General features: G+C 46.7%; 26 protein-coding genes. 4 read left to right on the top strand and 22 right to left on the bottom strand.

The genetic code is table 11. The features are described from left to right. Positions 1-51: 51 nt before the first annotated feature. The 9 genes from QOS03_RS04750 to QOS03_RS04710 all read right to left on the bottom strand — a co-directional run bounded on the left by QOS03_RS04750 (position 52) and on the right by QOS03_RS04710 (position 7,569). Positions 52-690 (bottom strand): helix-hairpin-helix domain-containing protein, encoded by a 639-nt coding sequence (locus QOS03_RS04750; protein ID WP_283575519.1) that lies wholly within the window; start codon positions 688-690, stop codon positions 52-54. An 89-nt stretch (positions 691-779) separates the two neighbouring features. Continuing rightward, positions 780-1,829, bottom strand: coding sequence for a SepM family pheromone-processing serine protease (locus QOS03_RS04745; RefSeq protein WP_283575518.1), 1,050 nt, complete (start codon positions 1,827-1,829; stop codon positions 780-782). Continuing rightward, on the bottom strand, positions 1,813-2,334 hold the full coding sequence (coaD, locus tag QOS03_RS04740; RefSeq protein WP_272217821.1) for a pantetheine-phosphate adenylyltransferase: 522 nt from the start codon (positions 2,332-2,334) through the stop codon (positions 1,813-1,815). The genes QOS03_RS04745 and coaD overlap by 17 nt, the downstream gene beginning before the upstream one ends. Continuing rightward, positions 2,331-2,900: a 16S rRNA (guanine(966)-N(2))-methyltransferase RsmD gene (gene rsmD / locus QOS03_RS04735; protein ID WP_283575517.1), complete on the bottom strand. Its 570-nt coding sequence runs from the start codon at positions 2,898-2,900 to the stop codon at positions 2,331-2,333. The genes coaD and rsmD overlap by 4 nt, the downstream gene beginning before the upstream one ends. After that, positions 2,897-3,184, bottom strand: coding sequence for a YlbG family protein (locus QOS03_RS04730; protein WP_283575516.1), 288 nt, complete (start codon positions 3,182-3,184; stop codon positions 2,897-2,899). Before QOS03_RS04730 ends, rsmD begins: the two co-directional genes overlap by 4 nt. Further along, positions 3,184-4,356 (bottom strand): FtsW/RodA/SpoVE family cell cycle protein, encoded by a 1,173-nt coding sequence (locus QOS03_RS04725; protein ID WP_408612072.1) that lies wholly within the window; start codon positions 4,354-4,356, stop codon positions 3,184-3,186. Before QOS03_RS04725 ends, QOS03_RS04730 begins: the two co-directional genes overlap by 1 nt. Before the next feature lie 207 nt (positions 4,357-4,563). Further along, positions 4,564-6,408 carry a translational GTPase TypA gene (gene typA, locus QOS03_RS04720; RefSeq protein WP_006499730.1) on the bottom strand — a complete coding sequence of 615 codons (1,845 nt, stop codon included), beginning with the start codon at positions 6,406-6,408 and terminating at the stop codon, positions 4,564-4,566. Between the two features lie 92 nt (positions 6,409-6,500). Next, positions 6,501-7,265, bottom strand: coding sequence for an inositol monophosphatase family protein (locus QOS03_RS04715; RefSeq protein WP_283575514.1), 765 nt, complete (start codon positions 7,263-7,265; stop codon positions 6,501-6,503). 16 nt (positions 7,266-7,281) lie between these two features. Then, a complete protein-coding gene (locus QOS03_RS04710; protein ID WP_283575513.1) occupies positions 7,282-7,569 on the bottom strand; it encodes a UPF0223 family protein in 288 nt (95 codons plus the stop codon). Positions 7,570-7,712: 143 nt separating this feature from the next. Here QOS03_RS04710 and def point away from each other — a divergent pair, with 143 nt between their 5' ends. Then, positions 7,713-8,273 carry a peptide deformylase gene (gene def, locus QOS03_RS04705; protein ID WP_169461981.1) on the top strand — a complete coding sequence of 187 codons (561 nt, stop codon included), beginning with the start codon at positions 7,713-7,715 and terminating at the stop codon, positions 8,271-8,273. A 77-nt stretch (positions 8,274-8,350) separates the two neighbouring features. Here def and QOS03_RS04700 read toward each other — a convergent pair whose 3' ends face one another. After that, positions 8,351-8,815 (bottom strand): hypothetical protein, encoded by a 465-nt coding sequence (locus QOS03_RS04700; RefSeq protein ID WP_283575512.1) that lies wholly within the window; start codon positions 8,813-8,815, stop codon positions 8,351-8,353. 130 nt (positions 8,816-8,945) lie between these two features. On the opposite strand from QOS03_RS04700, the gene QOS03_RS04695 reads away from it, so the two are divergent. Further along, positions 8,946-9,158, top strand: a complete 213-nt coding sequence (locus QOS03_RS04695; RefSeq protein WP_283575511.1) for a DNA-directed RNA polymerase subunit epsilon — start codon at positions 8,946-8,948, stop codon at positions 9,156-9,158. A 69-nt stretch (positions 9,159-9,227) separates the two neighbouring features. Further along, positions 9,228-10,187: a diacylglycerol/lipid kinase family protein gene (locus QOS03_RS04690; protein WP_283575510.1), complete on the top strand. Its 960-nt coding sequence runs from the start codon at positions 9,228-9,230 to the stop codon at positions 10,185-10,187. 141 nt (positions 10,188-10,328) lie between these two features. On the opposite strand, the gene QOS03_RS04685 is transcribed toward QOS03_RS04690, so the two are convergent. After that, positions 10,329-10,541 (bottom strand): hypothetical protein, encoded by a 213-nt coding sequence (locus QOS03_RS04685; protein ID WP_169461985.1) that lies wholly within the window; start codon positions 10,539-10,541, stop codon positions 10,329-10,331. Between the two features lie 255 nt (positions 10,542-10,796). Then, entirely contained in the window at positions 10,797-12,362 is a 1,566-nt protein-coding gene (locus QOS03_RS04680; RefSeq protein WP_283575509.1) for a C40 family peptidase, read from the bottom strand. Between the two features lie 298 nt (positions 12,363-12,660). Here QOS03_RS04680 and QOS03_RS04675 point away from each other — a divergent pair, with 298 nt between their 5' ends. Beyond that, positions 12,661-13,083 (top strand): ArsC/Spx/MgsR family protein, encoded by a 423-nt coding sequence (locus QOS03_RS04675; protein ID WP_169461987.1) that lies wholly within the window; start codon positions 12,661-12,663, stop codon positions 13,081-13,083. A gap of 48 nt (positions 13,084-13,131) precedes the next feature. Here QOS03_RS04675 and QOS03_RS04670 read toward each other — a convergent pair whose 3' ends face one another. The 10 genes from QOS03_RS04670 to QOS03_RS04625 all read right to left on the bottom strand — a co-directional run bounded on the left by QOS03_RS04670 (position 13,132) and on the right by QOS03_RS04625 (position 21,699). Beyond that, positions 13,132-14,133 carry a ribose-phosphate diphosphokinase gene (locus QOS03_RS04670; protein ID WP_283575508.1) on the bottom strand — a complete coding sequence of 334 codons (1,002 nt, stop codon included), beginning with the start codon at positions 14,131-14,133 and terminating at the stop codon, positions 13,132-13,134. Between the two features lie 78 nt (positions 14,134-14,211). Continuing rightward, entirely contained in the window at positions 14,212-16,719 is a 2,508-nt protein-coding gene (gene recD2, locus QOS03_RS04665) for an SF1B family DNA helicase RecD2 (protein WP_283575507.1), read from the bottom strand. Then, positions 16,706-16,999: a YrrC family ATP-dependent DNA helicase gene (locus QOS03_RS04660; protein ID WP_283575506.1), complete on the bottom strand. Its 294-nt coding sequence runs from the start codon at positions 16,997-16,999 to the stop codon at positions 16,706-16,708. Before QOS03_RS04660 ends, recD2 begins: the two co-directional genes overlap by 14 nt. Further along, positions 16,996-17,682 (bottom strand): tetratricopeptide repeat protein, encoded by a 687-nt coding sequence (locus tag QOS03_RS04655; protein ID WP_169461991.1) that lies wholly within the window; start codon positions 17,680-17,682, stop codon positions 16,996-16,998. Before QOS03_RS04655 ends, QOS03_RS04660 begins: the two co-directional genes overlap by 4 nt. Before the next feature lie 13 nt (positions 17,683-17,695). Next, the gene (locus QOS03_RS04650; RefSeq protein WP_283575505.1) at positions 17,696-18,355 is read right to left on the bottom strand and encodes a histidine phosphatase family protein; all 660 of its coding nucleotides are present in this window, start codon (positions 18,353-18,355) and stop codon (positions 17,696-17,698) included. 139 nt (positions 18,356-18,494) lie between these two features. Continuing rightward, positions 18,495-19,628: a tRNA 2-thiouridine(34) synthase MnmA gene (gene mnmA, locus QOS03_RS04645; RefSeq protein ID WP_169461993.1), complete on the bottom strand. Its 1,134-nt coding sequence runs from the start codon at positions 19,626-19,628 to the stop codon at positions 18,495-18,497. Between the two features lie 111 nt (positions 19,629-19,739). Next, complete coding sequence (locus QOS03_RS04640; protein ID WP_283575504.1) at positions 19,740-20,084, bottom strand: cysteine desulfurase; 345 nt, start codon at positions 20,082-20,084, stop codon at positions 19,740-19,742. Between the two features lie 4 nt (positions 20,085-20,088). Next, entirely contained in the window at positions 20,089-20,790 is a 702-nt protein-coding gene (locus tag QOS03_RS04635) for a 5'-methylthioadenosine/adenosylhomocysteine nucleosidase (protein ID WP_169461995.1), read from the bottom strand. Positions 20,791-20,807: 17 nt separating this feature from the next. Further along, positions 20,808-21,134 (bottom strand): hypothetical protein, encoded by a 327-nt coding sequence (locus QOS03_RS04630; protein ID WP_283575503.1) that lies wholly within the window; start codon positions 21,132-21,134, stop codon positions 20,808-20,810. Next, positions 21,127-21,699 carry an NUDIX hydrolase gene (locus tag QOS03_RS04625; RefSeq protein ID WP_283575502.1) on the bottom strand — a complete coding sequence of 191 codons (573 nt, stop codon included), beginning with the start codon at positions 21,697-21,699 and terminating at the stop codon, positions 21,127-21,129. Before QOS03_RS04625 ends, QOS03_RS04630 begins: the two co-directional genes overlap by 8 nt. Between the last annotated feature and the right edge of the window lie 4 nt (positions 21,700-21,703).

The following is a 21,703-nucleotide window of genomic DNA, read 5'->3' as shown; positions in this document are numbered from 1 at the left end:
TTTATTCTGCTAACCAGTATACCAGATTCAATCCCAACGCCAACGTCAATTTTAAACCGCCACTTGTTCCTTTAGCTTGGCAACCGTCTTATCGCCAAAGCCATCGACATTTTTCAGATCGTCAACACTTTTAAATGGTCCATGCTGCTGCCGATACTGGATGATCATATCAGCTTTTTTGTCGCCAATTCCGTTAATCTGACACAATTCTTCCTTGCTGGCTTGATTGAGATTGATCCTGGGTGCATCCTGTCCCCCAGCTGAAAGACTCGGCCCAGTTTGGTCAGCAGCCATACCAGTCATCAAACTGCCTGGCAGCTGTTCACCTTGTGCTGGAACATAGACGATCTGCTGATCCTGCAGCTGCTTGGCCAGATTAACCTGACGCATATCCGCATCGGCATGCACGCCGCCAGCTGCATTAATGGCTTCTTGGACACGAGCGTTCTTGCCCAGCGTATAGACACCTGGCTGATTGACTGCTCCTTTAACGTCAACACAGACCTTCGCAGTCCGTGTCGCTGACTCATTTTTAACATAAGCTGGCTTGGCCGAGCTGGTAGCCGTAGCAAACGCAGGACTGGTCGGCGTTGGTTTTGAATACAGCCAGCCACCGATCAGCAGTATCAATCCGCCTAAAACGATCAGAATCGTCTTACGGTGCAGCTCAAAGAATTCTTGCCACTGCATTTTTTCACCTCCTCAATATGCTTTATGCCAAAAAGATATGATCGCATTAAAAAAGCGCCAGAAATTTTCAAAAATCTCTGACGTTCTTTCTATTGATGAGTTCTAAGATATTTAACGGCATCGTTAAAGCTCTTGACCGGTACTACTTCTATCCCCGGTGCATACTTTTTAGCCGTTTCCTTGGCCAGCTGGTAGTTGGTCTTATGACCCTCTTCATATTTGAGAATCGTCTTGGTTGGCTTGACATAAGGAGCAAAAAAGATCGTTGCTCCAGCCTTGTGAGCGGCAATGACTTTTTTATCAATACCGCCAATCTCGCCAACCGAGCCATCTGGAGCAATCGTTCCCGTCCCAGCAATCTTGCGACCATGCCGCAGATCTTCACCGGATACCTGCTGATAAATCTGCAGACTAAACATTAAGCCGCCAGATGGTCCACCCAGCTGCCCAGGATTGACCTTAATTGGAATCTTAGTATGAATCTTGACGTTGTCAGTCAGTAAAATTCCGATTCCAGCGCGGTCACCCATGATCTTGATCAGCTTATGCGTGGTCTGGTGTCGCTTGCCATTATGCAGATAGGCGATTGTCAGATTTTGGCCGACCTTTTGTTTGGCAATATATTTTTGATAGCCTTGTGCAGTATTAAAATGCCGACCGTTGACCTCAGTGATTGTATCGCCAACCTTCAGATCATTTTTAAATTTAGACTGCTTTTCGACCTCTAGTACGTAGATCCCCAGATACTGCTTGGTATATTCTTGATGAGCAGCCTTGTAGGCAACAGCAATTGCCTCATTGATGGCACTCTTCATATAGAAGTTTTGGACCTTGTTATACGTAGCACTGCTTTGACCACCAGTAACATCAGAGGCATTTTCAATCGTTGCGTGTGGATCAAAATGGGCCCAGACATAGGTTGCGGGACGGGCTTGCTGCAGATAGACGGATGTAATCATATAGCTGCCCTTTTTCTTGTCAGGATGTCCCTTGACCGTTACGTATGATTTAAGATTATCGGCCGTGCCTGGCGTTTCGATATAGTAGTTCAATGGCCAAAATAAAAACCAGCCAACAAACAAAACCGCAACCAAGACCTCGGCAATGCGCCTTAAAATCTGTTTATCTTGTCTGCTCATTTTGTTCCTTTACCTGTTCCAGTTTCGTTTCGCGAAGTCGTTTTTCCAGGGCTTTATTGATATTGCCCGGTAAGTAGGCAGAGATATCGCCACCAGCTGCCGCCGTTTCTTTTAAAAGGCTGCTGGAAAGATGCTGATATTTAGGATCAGCCAGGAAAAAGACCGTTTCTGCCTGATCGTCTAAGAACTGGTTCATGGCTGCAATATCACGCTCATATTGAAAGTCATTAACATTACGCAGGCCACGCATTAAATAATCGGCGCCAATCTTGTTCATTAAATCAACGGTCAGTCCTTCTGCCGTGATAACCGAAACGTTAGATAATCCGGCTACGGCCTCTTTGACCTGCGCCACGCGCTCCTCAACCGTAAACAGTGGTTTTTTGGAGTCATTGCTCATTACCGCAACTGCCAGCTGATCAAACAGGGCGCTGCCGCGACGGATCAAGTCCATGTGTCCTAAAGTCAGTGGATCAAACGACCCAGGAAAAAGTGCGATTTTCATTCTGTTTCACCCTTTCTAAAACGATAGATCGTCAGCACCGTAATGCCGTAGGTCTGCTGACGCAAGAATTCAAAGCTTCCCCAGTTTTCAGTCGGCAGATTTGCCTCTTGATTGGTTTCGGCTACGATTAAAGCTTGATCGTTCAATAAATCCAAGTCAACCATTCTTTCAAGATCGTCAATAATATGCTGCTTGGCATACGGTGGATCCAAAAAGATCAAGTCAAAGTGCTGCGTTTGCCGGCTCAAGAAATGCAGGGATTTTTCGGCATCCTGCTTATAGACGCTAAAACGTTCGGGATGCTTAGTCACTTCGATATTTTTCTTAATGGTCTTGATGGCAGCATATTGTCGATCAATTAAAACGGCATGATCAATTCCTCTTGAAACTGCCTCAATACTCAAGCCGCCACTGCCGCCATAAAGATCAAGACTGGTTCCACCCTCAAAATAGGGGCCGATAATGTTGAACAGCGACTCTTTGACCTTATCAGTCGTTGGTCGCGTTGCCATTCCAGGTACGGCATTCAAACGCCGTCCACGAAACTCGCCGGAAATAATTCTCATTCTTTTTCATCCTCATCATGTTTTTTATACAGACCCGTTAATTCCAAGTCTATTAATTCTGGATCAAGTTCTGGCCAGTGCGACTGCATTACTCGCCTAACGTTGCGCAGCTGTTGCAGTTTTTCGGTTATCGTATCCACATTTTGTTCATCAACGTACAGCACCGCATAATGCATGCGACGTGACGCATATTGAATTCGGCCGTATCGCCGCAATGACTTGACCGTTTTCATACTGTTTAAATAAACGATCAACCCACGTCTGGGACGAATCGAAAAATCCATTAGCCAATCCCCCTTTGTCTGATTGCCTGCAGTCGCCGCAGGTTTTTACGCCGCAGCTTTTGCCGAATGCTGACGTTCATCGCCAAGCCTAGCGCAATGCTTAACGCAAGCATACTGGATCCCCCATAACTGATAAATGGGAACGTTACCCCTGTAATCGGCAGCAGACCAGTAACCCCACCGACGTTGATTGCAGCTTCAACGGCAATAAAAGTACCGACTCCGTAACAAAGCAGCCCCTCATACATACTGTCAGAACGAACTCCAACCCGAATGATCTGGCAAATGATGATCGTCAAAAGCGTAAGCACCAAAAACACGCCAATAAAGCCAAGCTCCTCACTGACGACTGATAAGATAAAGTCGGTATTTGGTTCTGGAAGATAGCCCATTTTTTGAATACTGTTGCCTAGGCCGACGCCTTTTAGGCCACCATTGCTGATTGCATAGTATGAATTGACCAACTGACTGCCGGCACCGCTTTGTGTCCCAAACGGATTGACAAATGCCACGAAGCGCGCGACTTGATAATTTTTGATATGACCAGTCGCCACAATCTTAGCTAGGCTAGGCAGGGCAATCATTCCAATCAAAAGCAGGCCATCAAAAATCAGGATCGTCCAGCGTGAATTATAGCCCGATGCCATGATTATCAAAGCAGCAATGGCAAAGTTAATTGAAAAGCCACCGACGTCAGGTTGAATAATGATAAGCAACAGTAAAAGACTAGTTTTAAACAATGCCATGGAATACTCGCGCATACTAGGATGATGCAGCTCATCGTTAACCTTGGCACAGCGATTGGCCCAATAGATTATCAGATACAGTTTTGAAAATTCGGCTGGTTGAATACTGATCGGCCCGAGATTGATCCATCCATTGGCACCATTAACAGCGCGGCCAAAGAACTTAACGAAAAACAATAAAAAAAGAATACCCACATAAGTCCACCATAAAAAACCTCGTCCACGAAGTTTATTCAGGTTGAGAGAAGCCAAAAATCCAAAAAATCCCCAACCCATCAAAACAAACACGATCTGCTTAACCAGATAGCCAACCGGTGATCCGCCCGTCTGCATTTTGATGGCAGCACTGGCCGAATAGACCATCACCACACCGATTAAACACAGCACCAAATATGGCAGCAAAATCCAATAGTCGATGCTGCGCATTTTTCGATAGATTTTTTTAAACGTCGTCTTCAACTGGCTATTCCTCGCTTTTGATAAAATCAAACAATATTATACACCACCTGCTCAGCAAAACCCGTTTCGCGTTCATTCATCAGCTGGCATTGTTACAAAAAAGACCCATTCACCCGGTCAATAAGCCGAATGATGGGTCTTTGGCGACAGCTGTTACTTAATCAGACCGTCTTTTTACTTGCGTGAAGCAGCCCGACGACGCTTAGCTTCCTTTTCACGAGCATTCGTGTTCAGGATCTGCTTACGCAGGCGAACGTTTTCAGGCGTAATTTCACAATATTCGTCATCGTTCAAGAATTCCAACGATTCTTCCAAAGAAAGGTGCGTTGGCGTCTTGATCCGTGCCATTTCATCAGAACCAGCCGCCCGCACGTTGGTCAGGTTCTTACCCTTAGTGATGTTAACGGTAATATCGTTTTCACGGTTGTTTTCACCAACGATCATACCTTCGTAGACTTCCGTACCTGGGTCGATCAGAAGCGTACCACGGGATTCGATACCCATCATTGCGTAGGTCGTAGCCTTGCCGGCATTCATTGATACCAACGTACCCTTCGTCCGACCTGGGTTCCAGTTCTTGATAACTGGCCGGTATTCCTTGAAGGAGTGGCTCATGATCCCATAACCCCGCGTTTGGGACATAAATTCGGTTGAGTAGCCGATCAGGCCACGTGAAGGAACCTCAAAAATCATTCGTGTTTGACCGTTCTTGGAAGGTTCCATGTTCTTCATCTCACCCTTGCGCTTTGCAAGTGAGTCAATGATGCCACCAGTGTATTCGTCAGGTACGTCAACTTGAACTTCTTCAAATGGCTCGCAAGTCGTACCATCAATTTCACGGTAGATAACCTGTGGACGAGAAACCTGCAGTTCGTAACCTTCACGACGCATTGTTTCAATCAAGATCGACAGGTGCAATTCACCACGGCCAGAAACCGTCCAGGCACCTGGTTCATCGGTTGGGTCAACCCGCAGTGAAACGTCAGTGTGCAGCTCAGCATTCAAGCGGTTTTCCAATTGACGAGAGGTAACAAACTTACCTTCCCGACCGGCAAATGGCGAGTCGTTGGTCCGGAACGTCATCTGCAGCGTAGGTGGATCGATCCGCAGTGGCTTGAGGGCTTCTGGGTGCTCGGAATCCGTGATCGTCTCACCAACGTTGATGTCTTCCATACCAGAGATGGCAATCAAGTCACCGGCCTTGGCTTCTTGAATTTCTTCACGCTTCAGACCGAAGAAACCAAACAGCTTGGTAACCCGGAAGTTCTTCTTGGAGCCATCCAGCTTCATAACAGAAACATTGTCACCGACCTTGATCTTGCCACGGAAGATTCGGCCAATCCCAATTCGACCAACAAAGTCGTTGTAGTCCAGAATGGCAACTTGGAACTGCAGTGGTTCATCAGAATTGTCGATTGGCGCTGGAATCGTCTTAACGATCGTGTCGAACAATGGCTTCATCGTGTGTTCCTGCGTCGAAACGTCAGAATCGTAGCTGGAAGTACCATTCATAGCTGACGTGTAGATAACTGGGAAGTCCAGCTGATCTTCGTCGGCACCCAGTTCAATAAACAGGTCGAGCACTTCATCAACGACTTCTTCTGGACGAGCACCCTTACGGTCAACCTTGTTGATAACAACGATTGGCGTCAAGTGTTGTTCAAGAGCCTTTTGCAGCACGAAGCGCGTTTGAGGCATCGTACCTTCAAAAGCATCAACAACCAGCAGAACACCGTCAACCATCTTCATAACCCGTTCAACCTCACCACCAAAGTCGGCGTGACCTGGGGTGTCCAAGATGTTGATCTGGTACTTGCCGTACTTAACGGCCGTGTTCTTGGAGAGAATGGTGATACCACGTTCACGTTCAATGGCGTTGGTATCCATGGCCCGATCTTGAATCTCGAAGTGTTCTGGCAAAGTGTCAGATTGCTTCAGCATTTCGTTGACCAGCGTAGTCTTACCATGGTCGACGTGGGCAATGATCGCAATGTTGCGAATATCATCACGTGTTTTCAAAAGTTATCTTCCTTTCGTCTAATCAATACTCTAAATTTTGTGAGGCAGCGGCCTTGTCATAAAAAAACTGTGACCGCTGTCACAGTCTTGGGCTATTCAGCGATGTTCAAAAGATCTTGACCCGCTTGCTTTGTCGCTACTAATACAAAGTTAGATGATAACACATTGAGATGATCATCGTCAATTGGTTTCACAACTAATCCCAGTTCTTCAGCCAAGACACGCCCTGCTGCCAGATCCCAAGGGTGCAGATGAGAAACATACGCCCCCAAGCATCCCGTCAGAACATAGATCATTTCAATTCCGGCACTGCCATACATTCGCAATCCCCGTGCTTTTCTGGCAGCCCTTTGCAGGCCATGTACATTATTCATAGTCAAGTAGCCGTTCATGACCATCAGGCTGTCAGCAAGTGATTTGTTGGCTGGCGTGCGCAGACGCTGCTGATTGGCAAAAACGCCTTTGCCAATACCGCCGTGATAAAGCGTTCCTTCAACAACATCCATGATATACCCCAGTGCCGGCTTGCCATCAATATACAGTCCCATCATAATGGCAAAATTACGTTTTTGCATCACAAAGTTCATCGTGCCGTCAATCGGGTCAACAATCCAGACATGCCCCTTTAAATCGTTAACTTGATCGCCAAAGCCTTCCTCACTGACGATGCGGCAGGTCGGATCAATTTCTTTAAGCCGATCATCAATCATTTTTTCGTTTTGTTTATCAACGGTCGTGACCAGATCCCGAGCACTGGTTTTTTCAGCAACGTTAAATTCTTTGGTCATCAGCTGCAGCGTCTGCTGACGGACTTCCCACATCAGCTGCTGCGCCTGCTGATCAATCTGTTCCAGCATTATGACACCCCTAATGTTATTTTATGCTTAGCTTAATCTGTCCTGCCTTTTGCTCACGAGCCGCTTTGACAACATCATACAGCTGGTAGCCGCCCGTGGCCTTGGCAAATTCTCTTCCTAAGCATTTCTCTTCACTTTTGGCCGATACTACCATCTTGAATTTTCGATAACAGTCCATAACCTGCTGACGATTGATGCCAACCTCATAAGCATCTTCCACTGCCCGAAACATTGCAATGACGGTTTCGATTTCAGCCGTGCTCCAGCTCGGATCTAGTGGATAGGAATAGTTTTTATCGTGCACTGTCTCACATCCCCTTTTGCAGATTTCTGCTTATCTTATTTAGTATATGCCTTCATTATCAAATTGACAGGCTTCTGTCAGCTTTTTTTGAGTTTTTATGATAGACTGTTCATTGAACGTTTAATATGGAGGCGAAACCAAGTATGTTTCTAATGAAAGACATTGTTCGTGATCCCGACCCCGTTCTGCGCAAGCGAGCTGCCAAGGTCGAGTTCCCTCTTTCTGAAGATGACCAAAAACTGGCCAAGGATCTGATGGAATATCTGGTGGTCAGCCAAGATCCCGAATTATGCGAAAAATACAAGCTACGGGCCGGTGTCGGTCTGGCGGCTCCTCAAGTCGGTCAGTCCAAACAAATGGCTGCTGTGCTGGTTCCTGGTGAAGAACCCGATGATGAGCCAGTATTCAAGGATGTCATCATTAATCCGGTTATTGTCAGTGAATCGGTTCAATATGGCGCATTGACTGAAGGCGAAGGCTGCCTATCGGTTGATCGCGACGTACCTGGCTATGTGCCACGGCATGACCGGATTACTTTAAAGTATCAAGATACGACTGGTGAAACGCACAAGATTCGGCTCAAGCATTATCCAGCCATCGTCTGCCAGCATGAGATCGATCACCTGCATGGTATTTTATTTTATGATCATATCAACAAAGAGCATCCTTTCGAGGCCCCTAAGGATACGATCTTATTTGACTAATGCATTCATCCAAGACTCCAGGCACGCTGCATCCAGCATGCCTGTTTTTTTGTGCTCAATCAATTGGTTTGATTGGATCAGTTGTTTTGATTAAGTTTATGCAGATCCATCACGTATTCACGAGTTGCTTCATTGTAAATGTAGGCCACATCAACGTGCAGCATCTGCTCATAGGTCCACCAATCGGTCACGACAAACGTCTTGGGGGCTGAAGGCAGATAATCCAGATGTTTTTCTTTAGCATAGGCGTTTAATGCCAGCTCTATATCTTTGGCATTAAGTTCAGTGACCTTTTTAGCCTTGAGCGTATACTCAAATGCCAAAACGCCCTTTCCCCAGACATCGGTCACCAGCTGCGATTCAGGCATGGCCGGCAGCTGCAGCAAGATATGCTTTAACGCATAGGCCATTGCTGCATCGGTCGTTGCCTGAGCCTGTCTGCGCAGCATCAAGGTTGCCCGATTGATCATCGTACGGTGAACCAAAAAATAGATGGCAAGGACTATGATTGCTGAGACTAAAATTATCATAAACAGTCGCATGTTCATCCCTCCGTTTATTATTCTTATCTTAAGAATACCACATGGTTCATTAAGAATGACGACACTGCTCGTTAGTTGTGATAAAATAAATTGGTGATTTATCGATATCCAATATCTAAGGAGAGAAAATATGACTTTTAAAGTTTACTATCAACCAGATAAGACCATGACTCCTCGACGTGAAAACACCAAGTCACTTTACTTGGAAGCTGACTCCGAAGCAGTTGCACGTCAACTCGTGGAAAATAAGACTGAATACCAAATCGAATTCATTGAACTGCTGGATGAAAAGTCTTTGGCATACGAAAAGCAGAATCCAGACTTCAAGATTACCGAATTCTAGGCTGAATGGTCTTAGCGGCTGAGATGGCAAGTCTGTCTCGGCTTTTTTATTACTTTTAAGGAGTTTGGTATGGAGTATTCAATCATTGTTAACCTATTAGCTGGCGGCGGCCGGGCAAAAAAAATCTGGCAACAGCTGCAGAGTCGTTTGAATGAACTAAATATCAGCTATCAGGTCGTTTTAACCCGCTATCATGGCCATGCTATTGATTTAGCTGAGCGCATTGCCGGTCGCTTTGCCGGTGCTGACGATCACATCATAATGGTGGTTGGCGGCGATGGTGCTCTACACGAAACACTCAATGGCCTCATCAAAGCGGGATCATCAATACCGCTTGCCTACATTCCAGCTGGCAGTGGCAATGATTTTGCACGCGGCTATGGAATCTCACCCAACCCAATGACGGCCCTCAGCCAGATTTTGGATACCAAGCACCCGACGCTAATCAACGTCGGTCACTATTATGACGCCATCAAGCAGGAGAATGGCTGGTTTTTGAATAATCTGGGGATCGGCTTTGATGCAGCCATCGTCAGCCAAGCCAATGCCTCAAAAGCTAAAAAACGACTCAATCGCTGGCATCTGGGAAACTTTTCTTATCTATCACAAGCCTTGAGCGTTTTATATAACCAAGAGCCATTTGAGACGATGGTTCAAGAAAAAAACGGCCACCATCATCCCTTCCCCAAAACCTTTATTCTAATCGCCAGCAATCACCCTTACATTGGCGGCGGCTTTAAGGTTGCTCCGGATGAGTCGCTGAGCTCAGATACCCTCGAATTGCTGGTGGTTGAAAAACGCAACTGGCTGATCACGTTTTGGTGTCTATGGCTGTTTTCGCGCGGCAAGCTGAACCGCTCTCGTTTTGCCAAGTGCTTTCGTTCACCAAGGCTGCATTACGTAACAACTTCGCTGGAATTTGCGCAAACCGATGGCGAAGAGATGGGCAGCCGGTTTATGGATTTAACGCTGGATACCAGGCGATATCCATTCTGGGGTACCTCACTAAAGGAAAAATCATTCAATTAAAAAACGTGCGAGCAAAATTGTTCGCACGTTTTTTAGACTAAAATATCCCCACCTCAGCTAACCAAGGCGGGGATCGGTTAATCAGCAGAGCCGTAGTAACCGTTTGTCTTTATTTTTGTAATTGGTTTTTACTTGAGCCGACTAGTCCTCAGAAGCTTCCATGGCTTCTAAGATGATGCTCAACTGACTGCATTCCTCACGCAGACGCTGCATCTCATCACCAAACTGAGGCTCGATTGTTACCGTTTGAGTACCGGATTGGACGGCATTGGCTTTTGACTCTGCCTGACACAACCGATTAAGCTTGTTTTGTGCTTCAACCAGATCATGTTGAATTTCAAACTTGTTACTCACTTTAAACAACCTCCAATAATAATGAAAATATTTAAAGCTGATCCTAATTGGATAAACATAATTTAACACTCTCTTTAAGGAATGTTAACCTTTTTCGTTTTACAAGTTTGTTACGTTTTAATAAGAAAAGCCTTAGTATTTTAACAGTCCAAAGTAGTTATCATCACAATAGGTAAAACTTTTTATTAGAACCAATAAAAAAGCACGAGATCGGATCACTTTGAACCGATTTCGTGCTTATCTTAACAATTATTTTTAGCGATTCACCGTACCGGCAAAGCTTGGCATAAAGTATGAGCTGATCGTTTCAATCTCAACGTTTTGTCCAGGCCGTGGTGCCGCAACGTATTGGTTGTTGCCGATGTAGATGGCACAGTGGTAAGTGCTGCCATGCTCACCCCAAAACAGGATGTCACCTGGCTGAGCTTCGGCTACCGAATGCTGACTGACACAGCTTTCCAAAGATACCGTGTAGTGTGGCAAAGAAATGCCTTCTGCGTTTTGGAAAACATAATCGACCAAACCCGAGCAGTCCATACCAGAAAGCGAGGCCCCGCCCCAAACATATGGAATGTTGGCGTTGGCCAGTTTAACCGCCAGACTGACTACTGAGCCAGTCGTCAGATCAGAGCTGCTGGTCGTTGTCGTAGAAGTGTTTTCAACCGTAGCCGTGCTGTTGGCAGTTGATTGTGTTGATTGATCAGAGGTGCTTGCTGATGCAGCTGAGGTCATCTGATCAGTCATTGCCGTGGTTGATTCAGCAGTCATAGTTTGATCAGCCGTCACTGGAGACGTTTCAGTGGATGTAGATCCAGCCTGATCCGTTGATGAGGCATCATTATTGACAACGGCAGTCGTTGCCGTCGTATCTTGTGCGGCTGCATCATTAGCCGGGTTAGAAGCAGCGATTGATGATGACTGAGTATTATTGCTAGATGATTCACCACTGACAGCTGATGCTGCACTTTGAACATCACTGGATGACTCAACGCTGGCGGCTGATGAATCCGTTGGCTGGGCTGAAGCGATATCCTCATTTTCCGCAAGCGAAACGGCTGAATCAACACCAGCAGTTTCTACTGCAGATGAAGCTGACTGTTCAGTACTTGATGCATCAGTTGCTGAGTTTGAAACCGCAACTGATGATTGATCAACAGCACTGGCAGATACTGCCTGCGCAGAAGCTGAAGCACTGTCAAACTGAGGAGACTCAGCAGCCTGAACGGATGCAGAGCCGGCTTGAATTGTCGTACTTTCCGCCAAACCAGCAGCTGATGATGGCTGAGCCTGACTAACCGGCTCTGCCGATACAGCTGATGCTGCACTGGCCGGCGTACTTGAAACGTCAGCGACTGAGGATGCAGTCTGACTGACAGTTGACGTTCCCGTTACGACCAGCTGTTGACCAACCGTCAACTGATCTGGATTACTAAGATGATTCCAGCTTACCAGATCAGCAATTGATACGTGTAGACGCTCACTGATCGCGCTCAGCGTGTCACCGCTCTTAACCGTATAGCTGTCGCTGCCGGTTGTTTGGGCTGACTGGCTGGCTGAATCGTTTTTAGACAGCTGCAGCTTTTGGCCGGCATAGATCAGATCAACACTGCTGCTGATCTTTTTAACGTGCGGGTTGGCATCTTCAATTGCCTTAACGCTGGTTTGGTATTGATTGGCCAGATCCCAAACGGTGTCACCATCTTTAACGGTAACCTGGTCAGCCTTGGCATGGGCCGTTGCCAGCAGACTTAATGCACTGACCGTTCCGAGCAGCCATTGCCGACCATGTCGATGATGCTGGGCTTTGATCCGTTTAACCATGAACTTAACACCTCTTTGAACTTAACTTTAATTGACGTCAAGACGTCACTAAAAATTTTATACTCTCTTAATTTACCATTTTTTGATAAACATTTGAAGACGCCAGCATGTTCGCTTTTTAGGTGATAATCACCAAATCCCTTATGAGCACTAACGTTAAGCCCTTTCAAAAAGATTAAGAGTTTCTAAAAAAAGTCACAATTAATAAAGTTTTATTTAACAATTGGTCAATTAGTATTTATATTTTTATCAAACTTGCTAAAATGTCTTTTAAAGTACATAAAGGTGGTTCGTTCAAATGGTCAATCTGTATTTTCATACCAATGATCCTTCCAAGCGCAAGGCCGTTCAATGGTTTGCCAAGCATAACATCGCACTGACACAGCGCAATATTGAAAAGGAGCCATTGAGCGCGGCCGAGATTCAACAACTGCTGACGATCTCTTTAAACGGTACCGATGATCTGGTTTCTCAGCGTTCGCGTGAGACCAAGGCATTAAGGATTGATCCGGATCAAATGACGCTCAATGAGCTGACGGCAGCCATTCAAAAAAGTCCACATATTTTAAAAAATCCGATCATTTTCAGTGATAATAAACTGATTACCGGTTTTGACAAGGAAAAAATGGGACTCTTTATTTCCAAACAGCAGCGCCGCCTTGAGCTCAAGCGGCTGTTGCAAGGTTTTGCTGCTCCCAGTCCGCAAGCCAAACCAGCTTAACTGAGTTTATAAAAAAGGATTCGACATCAAAATCGAATCCTTTTTATTTTAGTCTTCTACTGGCTTGACTTCTGGCATGCTGTAAAGATAATGAATCGATTCATGATTGTGGATGCTTGCCACGGCCCCAGCCAAAAGATCAGCCGTTGATAATCGAACCAGCTTATCGATTCGTTTTTCATCCGGCAGATCGATCGTGTCGGTAACTACCATCTTTTTAACCGCAGAAGCTTGAATCCGTTCAACGGCCCCTTTTGAAAGTACTGCATGCGTTGCAACGCCATATACATCTTTGGCACCGCAGCTCTTAAGCAGCTCAGCCGAGTTGGCCACCCGCACCCCGGTATCAACGATATCATCAACCACCAGAGCCGTTTTGCCCTCAACGTCACCAATGATTGAAGTTGGCGTTTCAGTATTTTTGGCACCACGCTGCTGATCAAGGTTGCGGTTGTCGATAATTGCAATCGGCGTTCCCAAAAATTCAGCAAACCGACGAGCCAAGGTCACGCCAGCATGGTCTGGAGCCACGATAACCGTATTTTCCAGATCCAGATCGCTTTGCGCAAAGTAGGAAGCCAAAATTGGCGCTGCCTGCAGGTGATCGACGGGAATATCAAAGAATCCCTGCAGCTGTGGAGCATGAAAGTCAACAGCAATCAAGCGGTCAATCTGGTCCATTTCCAGCAGATTGGCAATCAGCTTGGCCGTGATTGGCTCACGGCTGCGGGCTTTGCGGTCCTGACGCGCGTAACCGTAGTAAGGCATGATTACGTTGATCTTGGCGGCACTGGCACGCCGCAAAGCATCAACCATAATCAAAAGCTCCATCAGATTGGTGTTGACAGGCTGTGAAACCGACTGCAAAACGTAGACCTCACGACCACGAACGCTTTCATTGATCGTAATTGAGATCTCACCATCGGCAAAGTGCGTAATGGTTGCATCCGAAAGCGGCAGTCCCAATTCCTTGGAAAGTCGCTTAGCCAATGGCTGATTGGAGTTCAGCGCAAACAGACGAACGTTTTCTGCATTTTCAATCTTGCTCATTTAAATCCTCCACGCAATTATGCTAAACATTGAATCTATTATCTCAGCAAATAACCTGATGTGCAAGCCGTATCTGCTTCAGTTATCCTTTGGCGTAATACCCCGCATCCCGATCAATGGATCAATTGACTCTTCTTCAATCAACTTAGCAGTCAAGCGATCGGGGCGACTAGCTTGGGGTAAATTGGCAGCCTGATTGGTTACCGTTTTATCCGATTCACGATTTTGCTGTCCCAAAAAGTCTATAACTTCGGCCTTCGGAACGTTGGCAAACAGATCGATATCCTCATCGTCACTGACCGGTTCGGGGGCCTGGTATAAATCCGGCTGCTGCCAGACTTTTAAGAGCCGGTCAACCAGCATCGTATGCCGAGCCAATGGTGGCTGTTGAATACAGTCTTGAAAGGCCTCAGGCTGACCCAGCAAAAGCAGAAAATTGGTTGCCCGCGTAACGCCGGTATACAGCAGATTGCGCTGATACATCATGCGATAGTTGGCCAGCATTAAGAGAATTACCACCTTGAACTGACTGCCTTGCGATTTATGGATCGTTACGCAGTATGCAAGCTGCAGATTGATCAGCTCCTTGCGATTATAGTTGACCTCATTGTCGTTGTTAAAGCGTACGGTAACCTTAAGCGGCTTTTTGATCTTAGCCTTAGGCGCATTGTCCCCGCCCTCGATGGCCGAAATTACCCCCATATCGCCGTTATAAACATTATTATTGGGATCATTGACTGTTTGGATTACCTTATCGCCTTTGCGAAAGATCGTTTCACCAAATTTTACTTCTTGCCGATCTGGGCTGGCCGGATTGAGATGTTCTTGCAGATTGCGATTCTGCTGATCGATCCCGGCAATTCCCTTGTGCATTGGAATTAGGACCTGTACGTCCATTAAATCGCATCCTGGCTGACTCAATCCCCAGTCCATCAATTGATTAATAAAGCGACCGGCATTTTGGGCGTCGGTTGGAATAAACGAGCGGTCTGGCAAGGCCTGCTTGAACAGATCAGCTGGGACCTGCCCGTCATTGATGCTTTTGGACAGCGGAATAATCGTTGACTTAGCATCTTGTCGGTGAATCTGCGTCAACCGCACCTGAGGCAGCTCTGCAAAGCTCAAAAGATCCCGAAAGACCTGTCCTGGGCCAACCGATGGCAGCTGATCCTGGTCGCCAACTAAAACCACATGCATCGTTTGCGGAATTGCCGCAACCAGTGTCTTGAACAGCAGTGTATCAACCATCGACATCTCATCAATGATCAAAAGACTTCCCTTTAAACGACTAGCCGTCATTTTAGAAGGTGTTTCCTGACCAGTCAGTCCCAGCAGATGATGGATCGTGCTGGCCGGCATCTTGGTCGCTGCTGCCATTTGCTGAGCCGCCCGTCCCGTTGGTGCCGCCAAAATAATCTCTTCATCGTCAACGCCATGCAGCTGGGCAAAGCTGTTGACGATCCCGCGAATAATCGTCGTCTTACCCGTACCAGGTCCTCCAGTCAGCAAGAGCACCTTGGATTCCAGTGCCATTTTGATTGCCTTTTTCTGCTGTTGATCATATTCGATCTGCGCGGCCTTTTCTGCTGTCTGAACGGCTTTTTCAACACGCCTTTTATCAACCTTGGCCTCAGTAAACAAAATTCGGTGCAGGTGTTGGGCAATCAGCCATTCTGCGTTATATAAGAAGCTGGGATAAATATGCTGAGCATCCTCAGCCTGTAGCTGATGGCTCTTGATCAGCTCAGCCAGCTCATTTTCAAACAGTCCGGCATCAGAAACATTGCCAAGCTGCCGCATTGCCTGAGTAATCAAGGTCTTTTGACTGACATAGGTTGCCCCTTGATTCATGGTCTCTTGATTCAAAACCTCTCGCAGTGCTGCTGAAAGACGCCGCGAATCATCGGGAGCAATTCCTAAAACGCTGGCAGCAAAGTCGGCCCGGCCAAACCCGATTCGATCGATATCTAAAACCAGCTGATATGGATTTTCCTTGACGATTTTCATCGTATCGGCACCATACTTATTGATGATTCGCTCACTAAGGCGATCCTTAAAGCCCAGCTTGGCCAGCCAGTCAACCAGCTCGTCATTCATCTGATGCTCATCATGACGGGCATTGAAGTAGTCTAAAACCAGCTTGCGATCGGCTTCGCTGGTAATCTTGATTTTTTCCAATCGCTTGGGATCGGCAACGATTTTTTCAACGGCTTTCTTACCCAACTTCTTAAACAGACGATGACTGATCTCTTCAGCATCGGTCACGGCTATGCCGGCTTGATTCAAGGTCCCCGCCAGCTCATCTTCAGTCTGGGGTAAGGCGATCTGGCAACCGGTAGCTTCAAACTGACGGCCATAGTTGGCATTATCAACCAGTCGCCCAGTAAACTCATACATTTGATGCTTTTTTAGATCGCCCAGCGGACCTTTGACCGTAATCTCCTCTTCTGACCAGGGAAAACTAGCTTCATCCACATCAATGACACAGATACGAAAGGCACGAGGTCCATCTTCTTTGGCAAACTTAATAAAATGAACCGTCCCGCGCAGCCTTTCTTTGGCAGTTGCGGTTTTACTCTTGACCATGCAAATCCCCCTCTATTTTTTGATAGTCAACGGCATGAAATTGATTGCCAAAACGAGCGCGCGTCTGCCAAAAACCGGTAAAGCGATATGCCTGTCCGACGGTTAGGTCGCCGAAACGTCCCACTACGGTAATCTCAGTTTGACGATCGACAAACGACGCATTCAAAACCTGAACATAGAGAACCTGGTAAAAACTGTTTGGCGCAACAAAAGCCGCCCGGCGCAAGACGCCGATAAATGACGTTTTTGCCGGACGGCTATTTTTTTGAGCAATTGTCATTTGTTCTGGCCGGATTGCTTTTGTAAGAAGTGCTCAATATCAGAAATGCGCTTTTCGCTTTGAGCGTAGTAGTCCGGATCAAGCTGCTGCGACTGCGTCAAATAATCTTGGTAAGGCTCGCCCAAAACCATTGCCACCAGTCCACGGTTAAACTGTGTATCGGCACGGCCGGGATGACGCTTTAAGATCAAATCATAATAGGTTTTGGCCTGCTTGAACTCACCCAAGGCCAGCAGCGAGTCGCCGATTACCTGATTGATTTCAGGATCCTGGGGACGCAGATCATGAGCCGTTAAACCATATGCTACGGCTTGCTGATACTGTTTTTGCTTCATATAGCTCTGCGCCAGCATCAGATATGAATCACCCTTTAGCTTGGCATCGTCAATTTTATTGTACTGCTTGATGGCATCATTGATCTTGCCTACTGAGTAGTAGACGTTTCCCAGACCATAGTTCAGCAGATTAACCGCTTTGGCATCGTTTTTCTTTTCAAAGATCCCCAACGCCTTCATAAACAATTCTTCTGCTTGTTCATAATCATTAAGCCGCGTCAAGAGCGCTCCCAGATCATAGTAGTTGTTGAACTTATCTGGTTCCTCGTCGATTGCCGTTACCAAGCGATGTACCAGCTTTTGGGTCTGTTTCTTTTGTTCTTCACGATTGATTTCTTGGTTGCTCATATTATTCACCCCATTAAATCGTATCAGTCGGATCTAAATGTTCTTTATGCAGATAGGTGGTATCATTCCATTTTTCCAGCTCAAAATGCTTAGCATCGTCAGTTTTCAAAATTGTGGTCGATGTATTGCTGAGCCCGCCGCGATCTTTTAAGTGCGCCATTGGAACCTCAAGCAGACCATTAATTGCTGCATTTAAGGCCGCCCCATGTGAGACGATCAGCAGATTTTGATCGCCAGGATAGCTTCGCGCATATTCTTTGACCGCTTGACCAACCCGTGCAATGACTGCTGGAAAACTTTCGCTTTGAACGATCGTGGCATCGTATTGATCGGGATGATGGCGAAAACTGTCCAGCACCGTGGGCCATTTTTCGGCAACGGCACTAAAATGCATTCCCTCCATCATTCCCAAGTCAAACTCGCGCAGCCGGCTGTCAATGGTAAACGGCACCTGGTGATTTAGATTATCCAGCAGCGCCATTGCCGTTACGCGGGCACGCTTGAGCGGACTGGCATAAGCATGGGCAAAAACGGTATTATTTAACGATTCGGCCAACAGCTCAATTTCCTGGTAGCTGCTTTTCAAGAGCGGCGAATCGCCATGGGCTCCTTGATAGCGTGATTGCAGGTTCCATTGAGTTTTACCGTGTCTGATAAAATAGATCCTTGTCATTTTTCTCTTCCAAAATATCTGCCTTTTCGATGTGTCTTCTTATATGATACCAAAAATAACCAGGGTATAACCAATATTTATCGCAAAATCTAAAAAGCCGCGTGCAATCTCTTGCAGGCGACCATAAAAATCATTTGAATTAGACGTACTGCAGCTGATGATCGTGGTTGTAGGCCCGATCGATAATTGCGCTGCCCAGGCACTCTTGGCCATCATAAAAGACTACGGCCTGGCCTGGCGTAATTGCTCGTGCCGGATCGTCAAACTCAACCGTTACCATCTGATCATCATCACTGATCGTTACCGTTACGCCCTCATCGATCTGACGGTAGCGGAACTTAGCGGTGCAGTGGAAATGGCGACCATAGCGGCTGACTACATCGTCAACCCAGTGAATGTCACTGGCTTCCAGGTGCGTAGCGTACAGATGCTCATTTTCATAACCCTGACCGACGTATAATACGTTTTTGGTAATGTCTTTGCCGATAACAAACCAAGGCTCATTGCTCTCCTTGTTGCCGCCCAGGCCCAGACCACGACGCTGACCAATTGTGTAATACATCAAGCCAGCATGCTGACCAACGACCTTACCATCAACGGTCTCCATATTGCCAGGTTGAGCCGGCAGATACTGACTCAAGAACTCGCGGAAATGTCCATCCTCACCGATAAAGCAGATGCCAACTGAATCCTTCTTGTCGGCAACTGCCAGACCGGCCTCCTTGGCAATCTCACGGACCTGCTTTTTAGTGTAGCCGGCCAGTGGGAACATCACGTGATCCAGCTGAGCATGGTCCAGCTGACTCAAAAAGTAGGTCTGATCCTTATGGGGGTCGGTTGCCCGCATCAGATGCATATTGCCTTCTGCGTCGGCCTTAAGATCAGCATAATGGCCCGTTGCCACGTAATCGGCCCCCAGCTGATGCGCATATTCGATGAATGCTTTGAACTTGATCTCTTTGTTGCAGATCACATCAGGATTTGGCGTACGCCCCTTTTTGTATTCAGCAATGAAATACTTGAAGACTCGATCCCAGTATTCCTTTTCAAAATTGACGGAATAATATGGAATCCCGATCTGCGTAGCAACCTTGGCTACGTCCTTATAGTCTTCAGTCGCGGTGCAGACGCCGTTTTCATCGGTATCATCCCAGTTTTTCATAAAGACGCCTACGACATCGTAGCCCTGCCGTTTCAATAAGAGCGCCGTAACTGAGGAGTCAACGCCGCCACTCATGCCAACGACGACCCGTGTCTTAGAGTTGTCTGTCATTTTATCACCATCATTTTCAATAGATTCTGGAACAATCTACGAGTGAAGGTCGCGTGTTCACAGTGCCTTTCATTGTAACAAAGACACGCCCGGTTTGACCAGTAAAAACCATTATTGACGGTCAAAGATATGCCGATCGACCATCTCGTCTAAGATAAAGTGATACTGCGTAATCAATTCATCAGCCCGGGGATGCTTGAAAATATTGATCTCCCGAAAGCCATTGGTATTGACCGTTTCCATTTTAAAGCCAGTCATTTCAGGATTGACGCGAATTTTTAAGCGGGCAACCGGCTTAAATGGATTTTGCCGATCAAGGCTGCCCAGATAGGTATAGACTCCCCGGGGTGATTGTTCAAATCCCAGGTCAAGTAGCGTGTATTTTTTAATTGCTGGGCTGATTGCGTAGGTATCGTTATCACCCGGCAGCTTGATTTTTGAAACGAATTCAGCCATTTTTTCACCTCGAGACCTTTAAGTCACTGAACAGCTGCAAAAGCATCTTGGCCGAGCGCTTGCCGGCATCAATGATAAACTCATCAAACGAAACACCGGCATCCTCATCACCAGTATCTGACATTGCGCGTACAACCACGTATGGCAGTTCATGATCACAGGCTACCTGACCAACCGCTGCCCCTTCCATTTCAGCTGACAGCGCATCTGGAAAGTGCTGCTTGATCTTGTCGATTGCTTTTTGGCCAGCAACGAATTGATCACCAGATACGATCAAACCGCGCTTAACGTTGAGACCAGTCTGCTCACCGGCTTTCATCAAGGCATCGCCCCACTTTGTCGAAGCCTTGAAACGGGGTGCCTTTTGCGGCAGCTGGCCATATTCGTAGCCAAAGGCGGTTGCATCTACGTCATGATAGGCCGTCTCTGAAGAAACCACCACATCGCCAACGTGCAGGCCTTCACCGATGCCACCCGCTGAACCAGAATTGATAATTACATCAACACCAAAGTCAACTGCTAGATGCTCAGCCGTGATGGCCGCCTCGACCTTGCCAATGCCGGATTCAACCAAAACAACTGCTTGGCCATCGATCTGACCGCTAAAGTACTCCTTGTCGCCCAAAGTCGTGGTCTGGGCATTTGAAAGAGCTCCCTTCAATTCCTTGATCTCTTCTTGCATTGCACAGATAATTCCAAACTTCATTAAAATCTTTTCCTCCATCAACCTACAAAAAACAAAATCAAATAGACAACGATGATTGCCAGACTCAATCCTAGAATCGCCCAGTTGAGCCGGCGCTTTAATTGAGCCGTTTTTCTCTCTGCTAATTCTTGGGCCTGTGCCTGCTTAACAGCTTGACGCGGCATCATGGGCTCAGCTTCGGTACTTGGACCAACATCCTCAAATCCATCATTAAGATTATCGGTATCATTGACCGGCCCTTCATTGCCCGATACTGGGTGATTATTTTTTGAGGCCTGTCGCTTTTGCCATTCACGATACTGTTGGCGCGTCATCTTTTCTGGATTAATCTGCTGATTATTCATGATTTTCCTTTAATTTTTGTGCCAGCATCTGAGCCTGCCAGTAATAAACCGCCACGATGGTCTTGGAATCCTCAATCGCTCCTGTTTCAATCATCTTTAATGCCTCGTCCAAACTGAAGCGGTAAAGCTTGATATCCTCATCTTGATCCTGTGGCAAGGCATGCTCAACCGGCTTAAGGTTTCGTGCCTGGTAAAGCGTTAGATATTCATCGCAAAAACCAACGGAACTGTAAAAAGCCGTAATTTTGGTTAGTTCGCCGGCCTGCAGACGCGTTTCCTCATTCAATTCACGAATCGCCGCATGTCTGGCATCACCGTGATCGCGCTCATCTAATTTACCAGCCGGAATTTCCCAGGTAATATTTTGAACCGGCGCGCGCCACTGCTTTTCTAAAATCATCTTCTGATCATCGTCAATCACCAAAAGCGCAATTGCTGGAGCATGCCGAACAATCTCACGCGTGGCGATATTGCCTTGTGGCGTCTTAACATGTTGAAGCTCGACATCGACTACATGACCCTTAAAGACCGTTTGTTGACCAATTGTTTTTTCTTCAAGATCCATTGTC

Origin of the sequence: Limosilactobacillus pulli, assembly GCF_947381555.1 — a bacterium.
Classification (GTDB): Bacteria; Bacillota; Bacilli; order Lactobacillales; family Lactobacillaceae; genus Limosilactobacillus; species Limosilactobacillus pulli.
Note: the sequence above shows the minus strand (reverse complement) of the source record. Positions and strands in the feature narration are given on the sequence as shown.

Bases quoted from the DNA above. Each gene is read 5' to 3' on its own strand.
- QOS03_RS04700 (WP_283575512.1), bottom strand. From the start codon at position 8,815: ATGCGACTGTTTATGATAATTTTAGTCTCAGCAATCATAGTCCTTGCC.
- rsmD (WP_283575517.1), bottom strand. From the start codon at position 2,900: ATGAGAATTATTTCCGGCGAGTTTCGTGGACGGCGTTTGAATGCCGTA.
- QOS03_RS04750 (WP_283575519.1), bottom strand. From the start codon at position 690: ATGCAGTGGCAAGAATTCTTTGAGCTGCACCGTAAGACGATTCTGATC.
- QOS03_RS04675 (WP_169461987.1), top strand. From the start codon at position 12,661: ATGGTCAATCTGTATTTTCATACCAATGATCCTTCCAAGCGCAAGGCC.
- QOS03_RS04680 (WP_283575509.1), bottom strand. From the start codon at position 12,362: ATGGTTAAACGGATCAAAGCCCAGCATCATCGACATGGTCGGCAATGG.
- QOS03_RS04635 (WP_169461995.1), bottom strand. From the start codon at position 20,790: ATGAAGTTTGGAATTATCTGTGCAATGCAAGAAGAGATCAAGGAATTG.
- coaD (WP_272217821.1), bottom strand. From the start codon at position 2,334: ATGAAAATCGCACTTTTTCCTGGGTCGTTTGATCCACTGACTTTAGGA.
- mnmA (WP_169461993.1), bottom strand. From the start codon at position 19,628: ATGACAGACAACTCTAAGACACGGGTCGTCGTTGGCATGAGTGGCGGC.
- recD2 (WP_283575507.1), bottom strand. From the start codon at position 16,719: ATGGTCAAGAGTAAAACCGCAACTGCCAAAGAAAGGCTGCGCGGGACG.
- QOS03_RS04725 (WP_408612072.1), bottom strand. From the start codon at position 4,356: ATGCGCAGCATCGACTATTGGATTTTGCTGCCATATTTGGTGCTGTGT.
- QOS03_RS04650 (WP_283575505.1), bottom strand. From the start codon at position 18,355: ATGACAAGGATCTATTTTATCAGACACGGTAAAACTCAATGGAACCTG.
- QOS03_RS04745 (WP_283575518.1), bottom strand. From the start codon at position 1,829: ATGAGCAGACAAGATAAACAGATTTTAAGGCGCATTGCCGAGGTCTTG.
- QOS03_RS04690 (WP_283575510.1), top strand. From the start codon at position 9,228: ATGGAGTATTCAATCATTGTTAACCTATTAGCTGGCGGCGGCCGGGCA.
- QOS03_RS04630 (WP_283575503.1), bottom strand. From the start codon at position 21,134: ATGAATAATCAGCAGATTAATCCAGAAAAGATGACGCGCCAACAGTAT.
- QOS03_RS04625 (WP_283575502.1), bottom strand. From the start codon at position 21,699: ATGGATCTTGAAGAAAAAACAATTGGTCAACAAACGGTCTTTAAGGGT.
- QOS03_RS04640 (WP_283575504.1), bottom strand. From the start codon at position 20,084: ATGGCTGAATTCGTTTCAAAAATCAAGCTGCCGGGTGATAACGATACC.
- def (WP_169461981.1), top strand. From the start codon at position 7,713: ATGTTTCTAATGAAAGACATTGTTCGTGATCCCGACCCCGTTCTGCGC.
- QOS03_RS04715 (WP_283575514.1), bottom strand. From the start codon at position 7,265: ATGCTGGAACAGATTGATCAGCAGGCGCAGCAGCTGATGTGGGAAGTC.
- QOS03_RS04695 (WP_283575511.1), top strand. From the start codon at position 8,946: ATGACTTTTAAAGTTTACTATCAACCAGATAAGACCATGACTCCTCGA.
- QOS03_RS04660 (WP_283575506.1), bottom strand. From the start codon at position 16,999: ATGACAATTGCTCAAAAAAATAGCCGTCCGGCAAAAACGTCATTTATC.
- QOS03_RS04730 (WP_283575516.1), bottom strand. From the start codon at position 3,184: ATGGATTTTTCGATTCGTCCCAGACGTGGGTTGATCGTTTATTTAAAC.
- QOS03_RS04655 (WP_169461991.1), bottom strand. From the start codon at position 17,682: ATGAGCAACCAAGAAATCAATCGTGAAGAACAAAAGAAACAGACCCAA.
- QOS03_RS04670 (WP_283575508.1), bottom strand. From the start codon at position 14,133: ATGAGCAAGATTGAAAATGCAGAAAACGTTCGTCTGTTTGCGCTGAAC.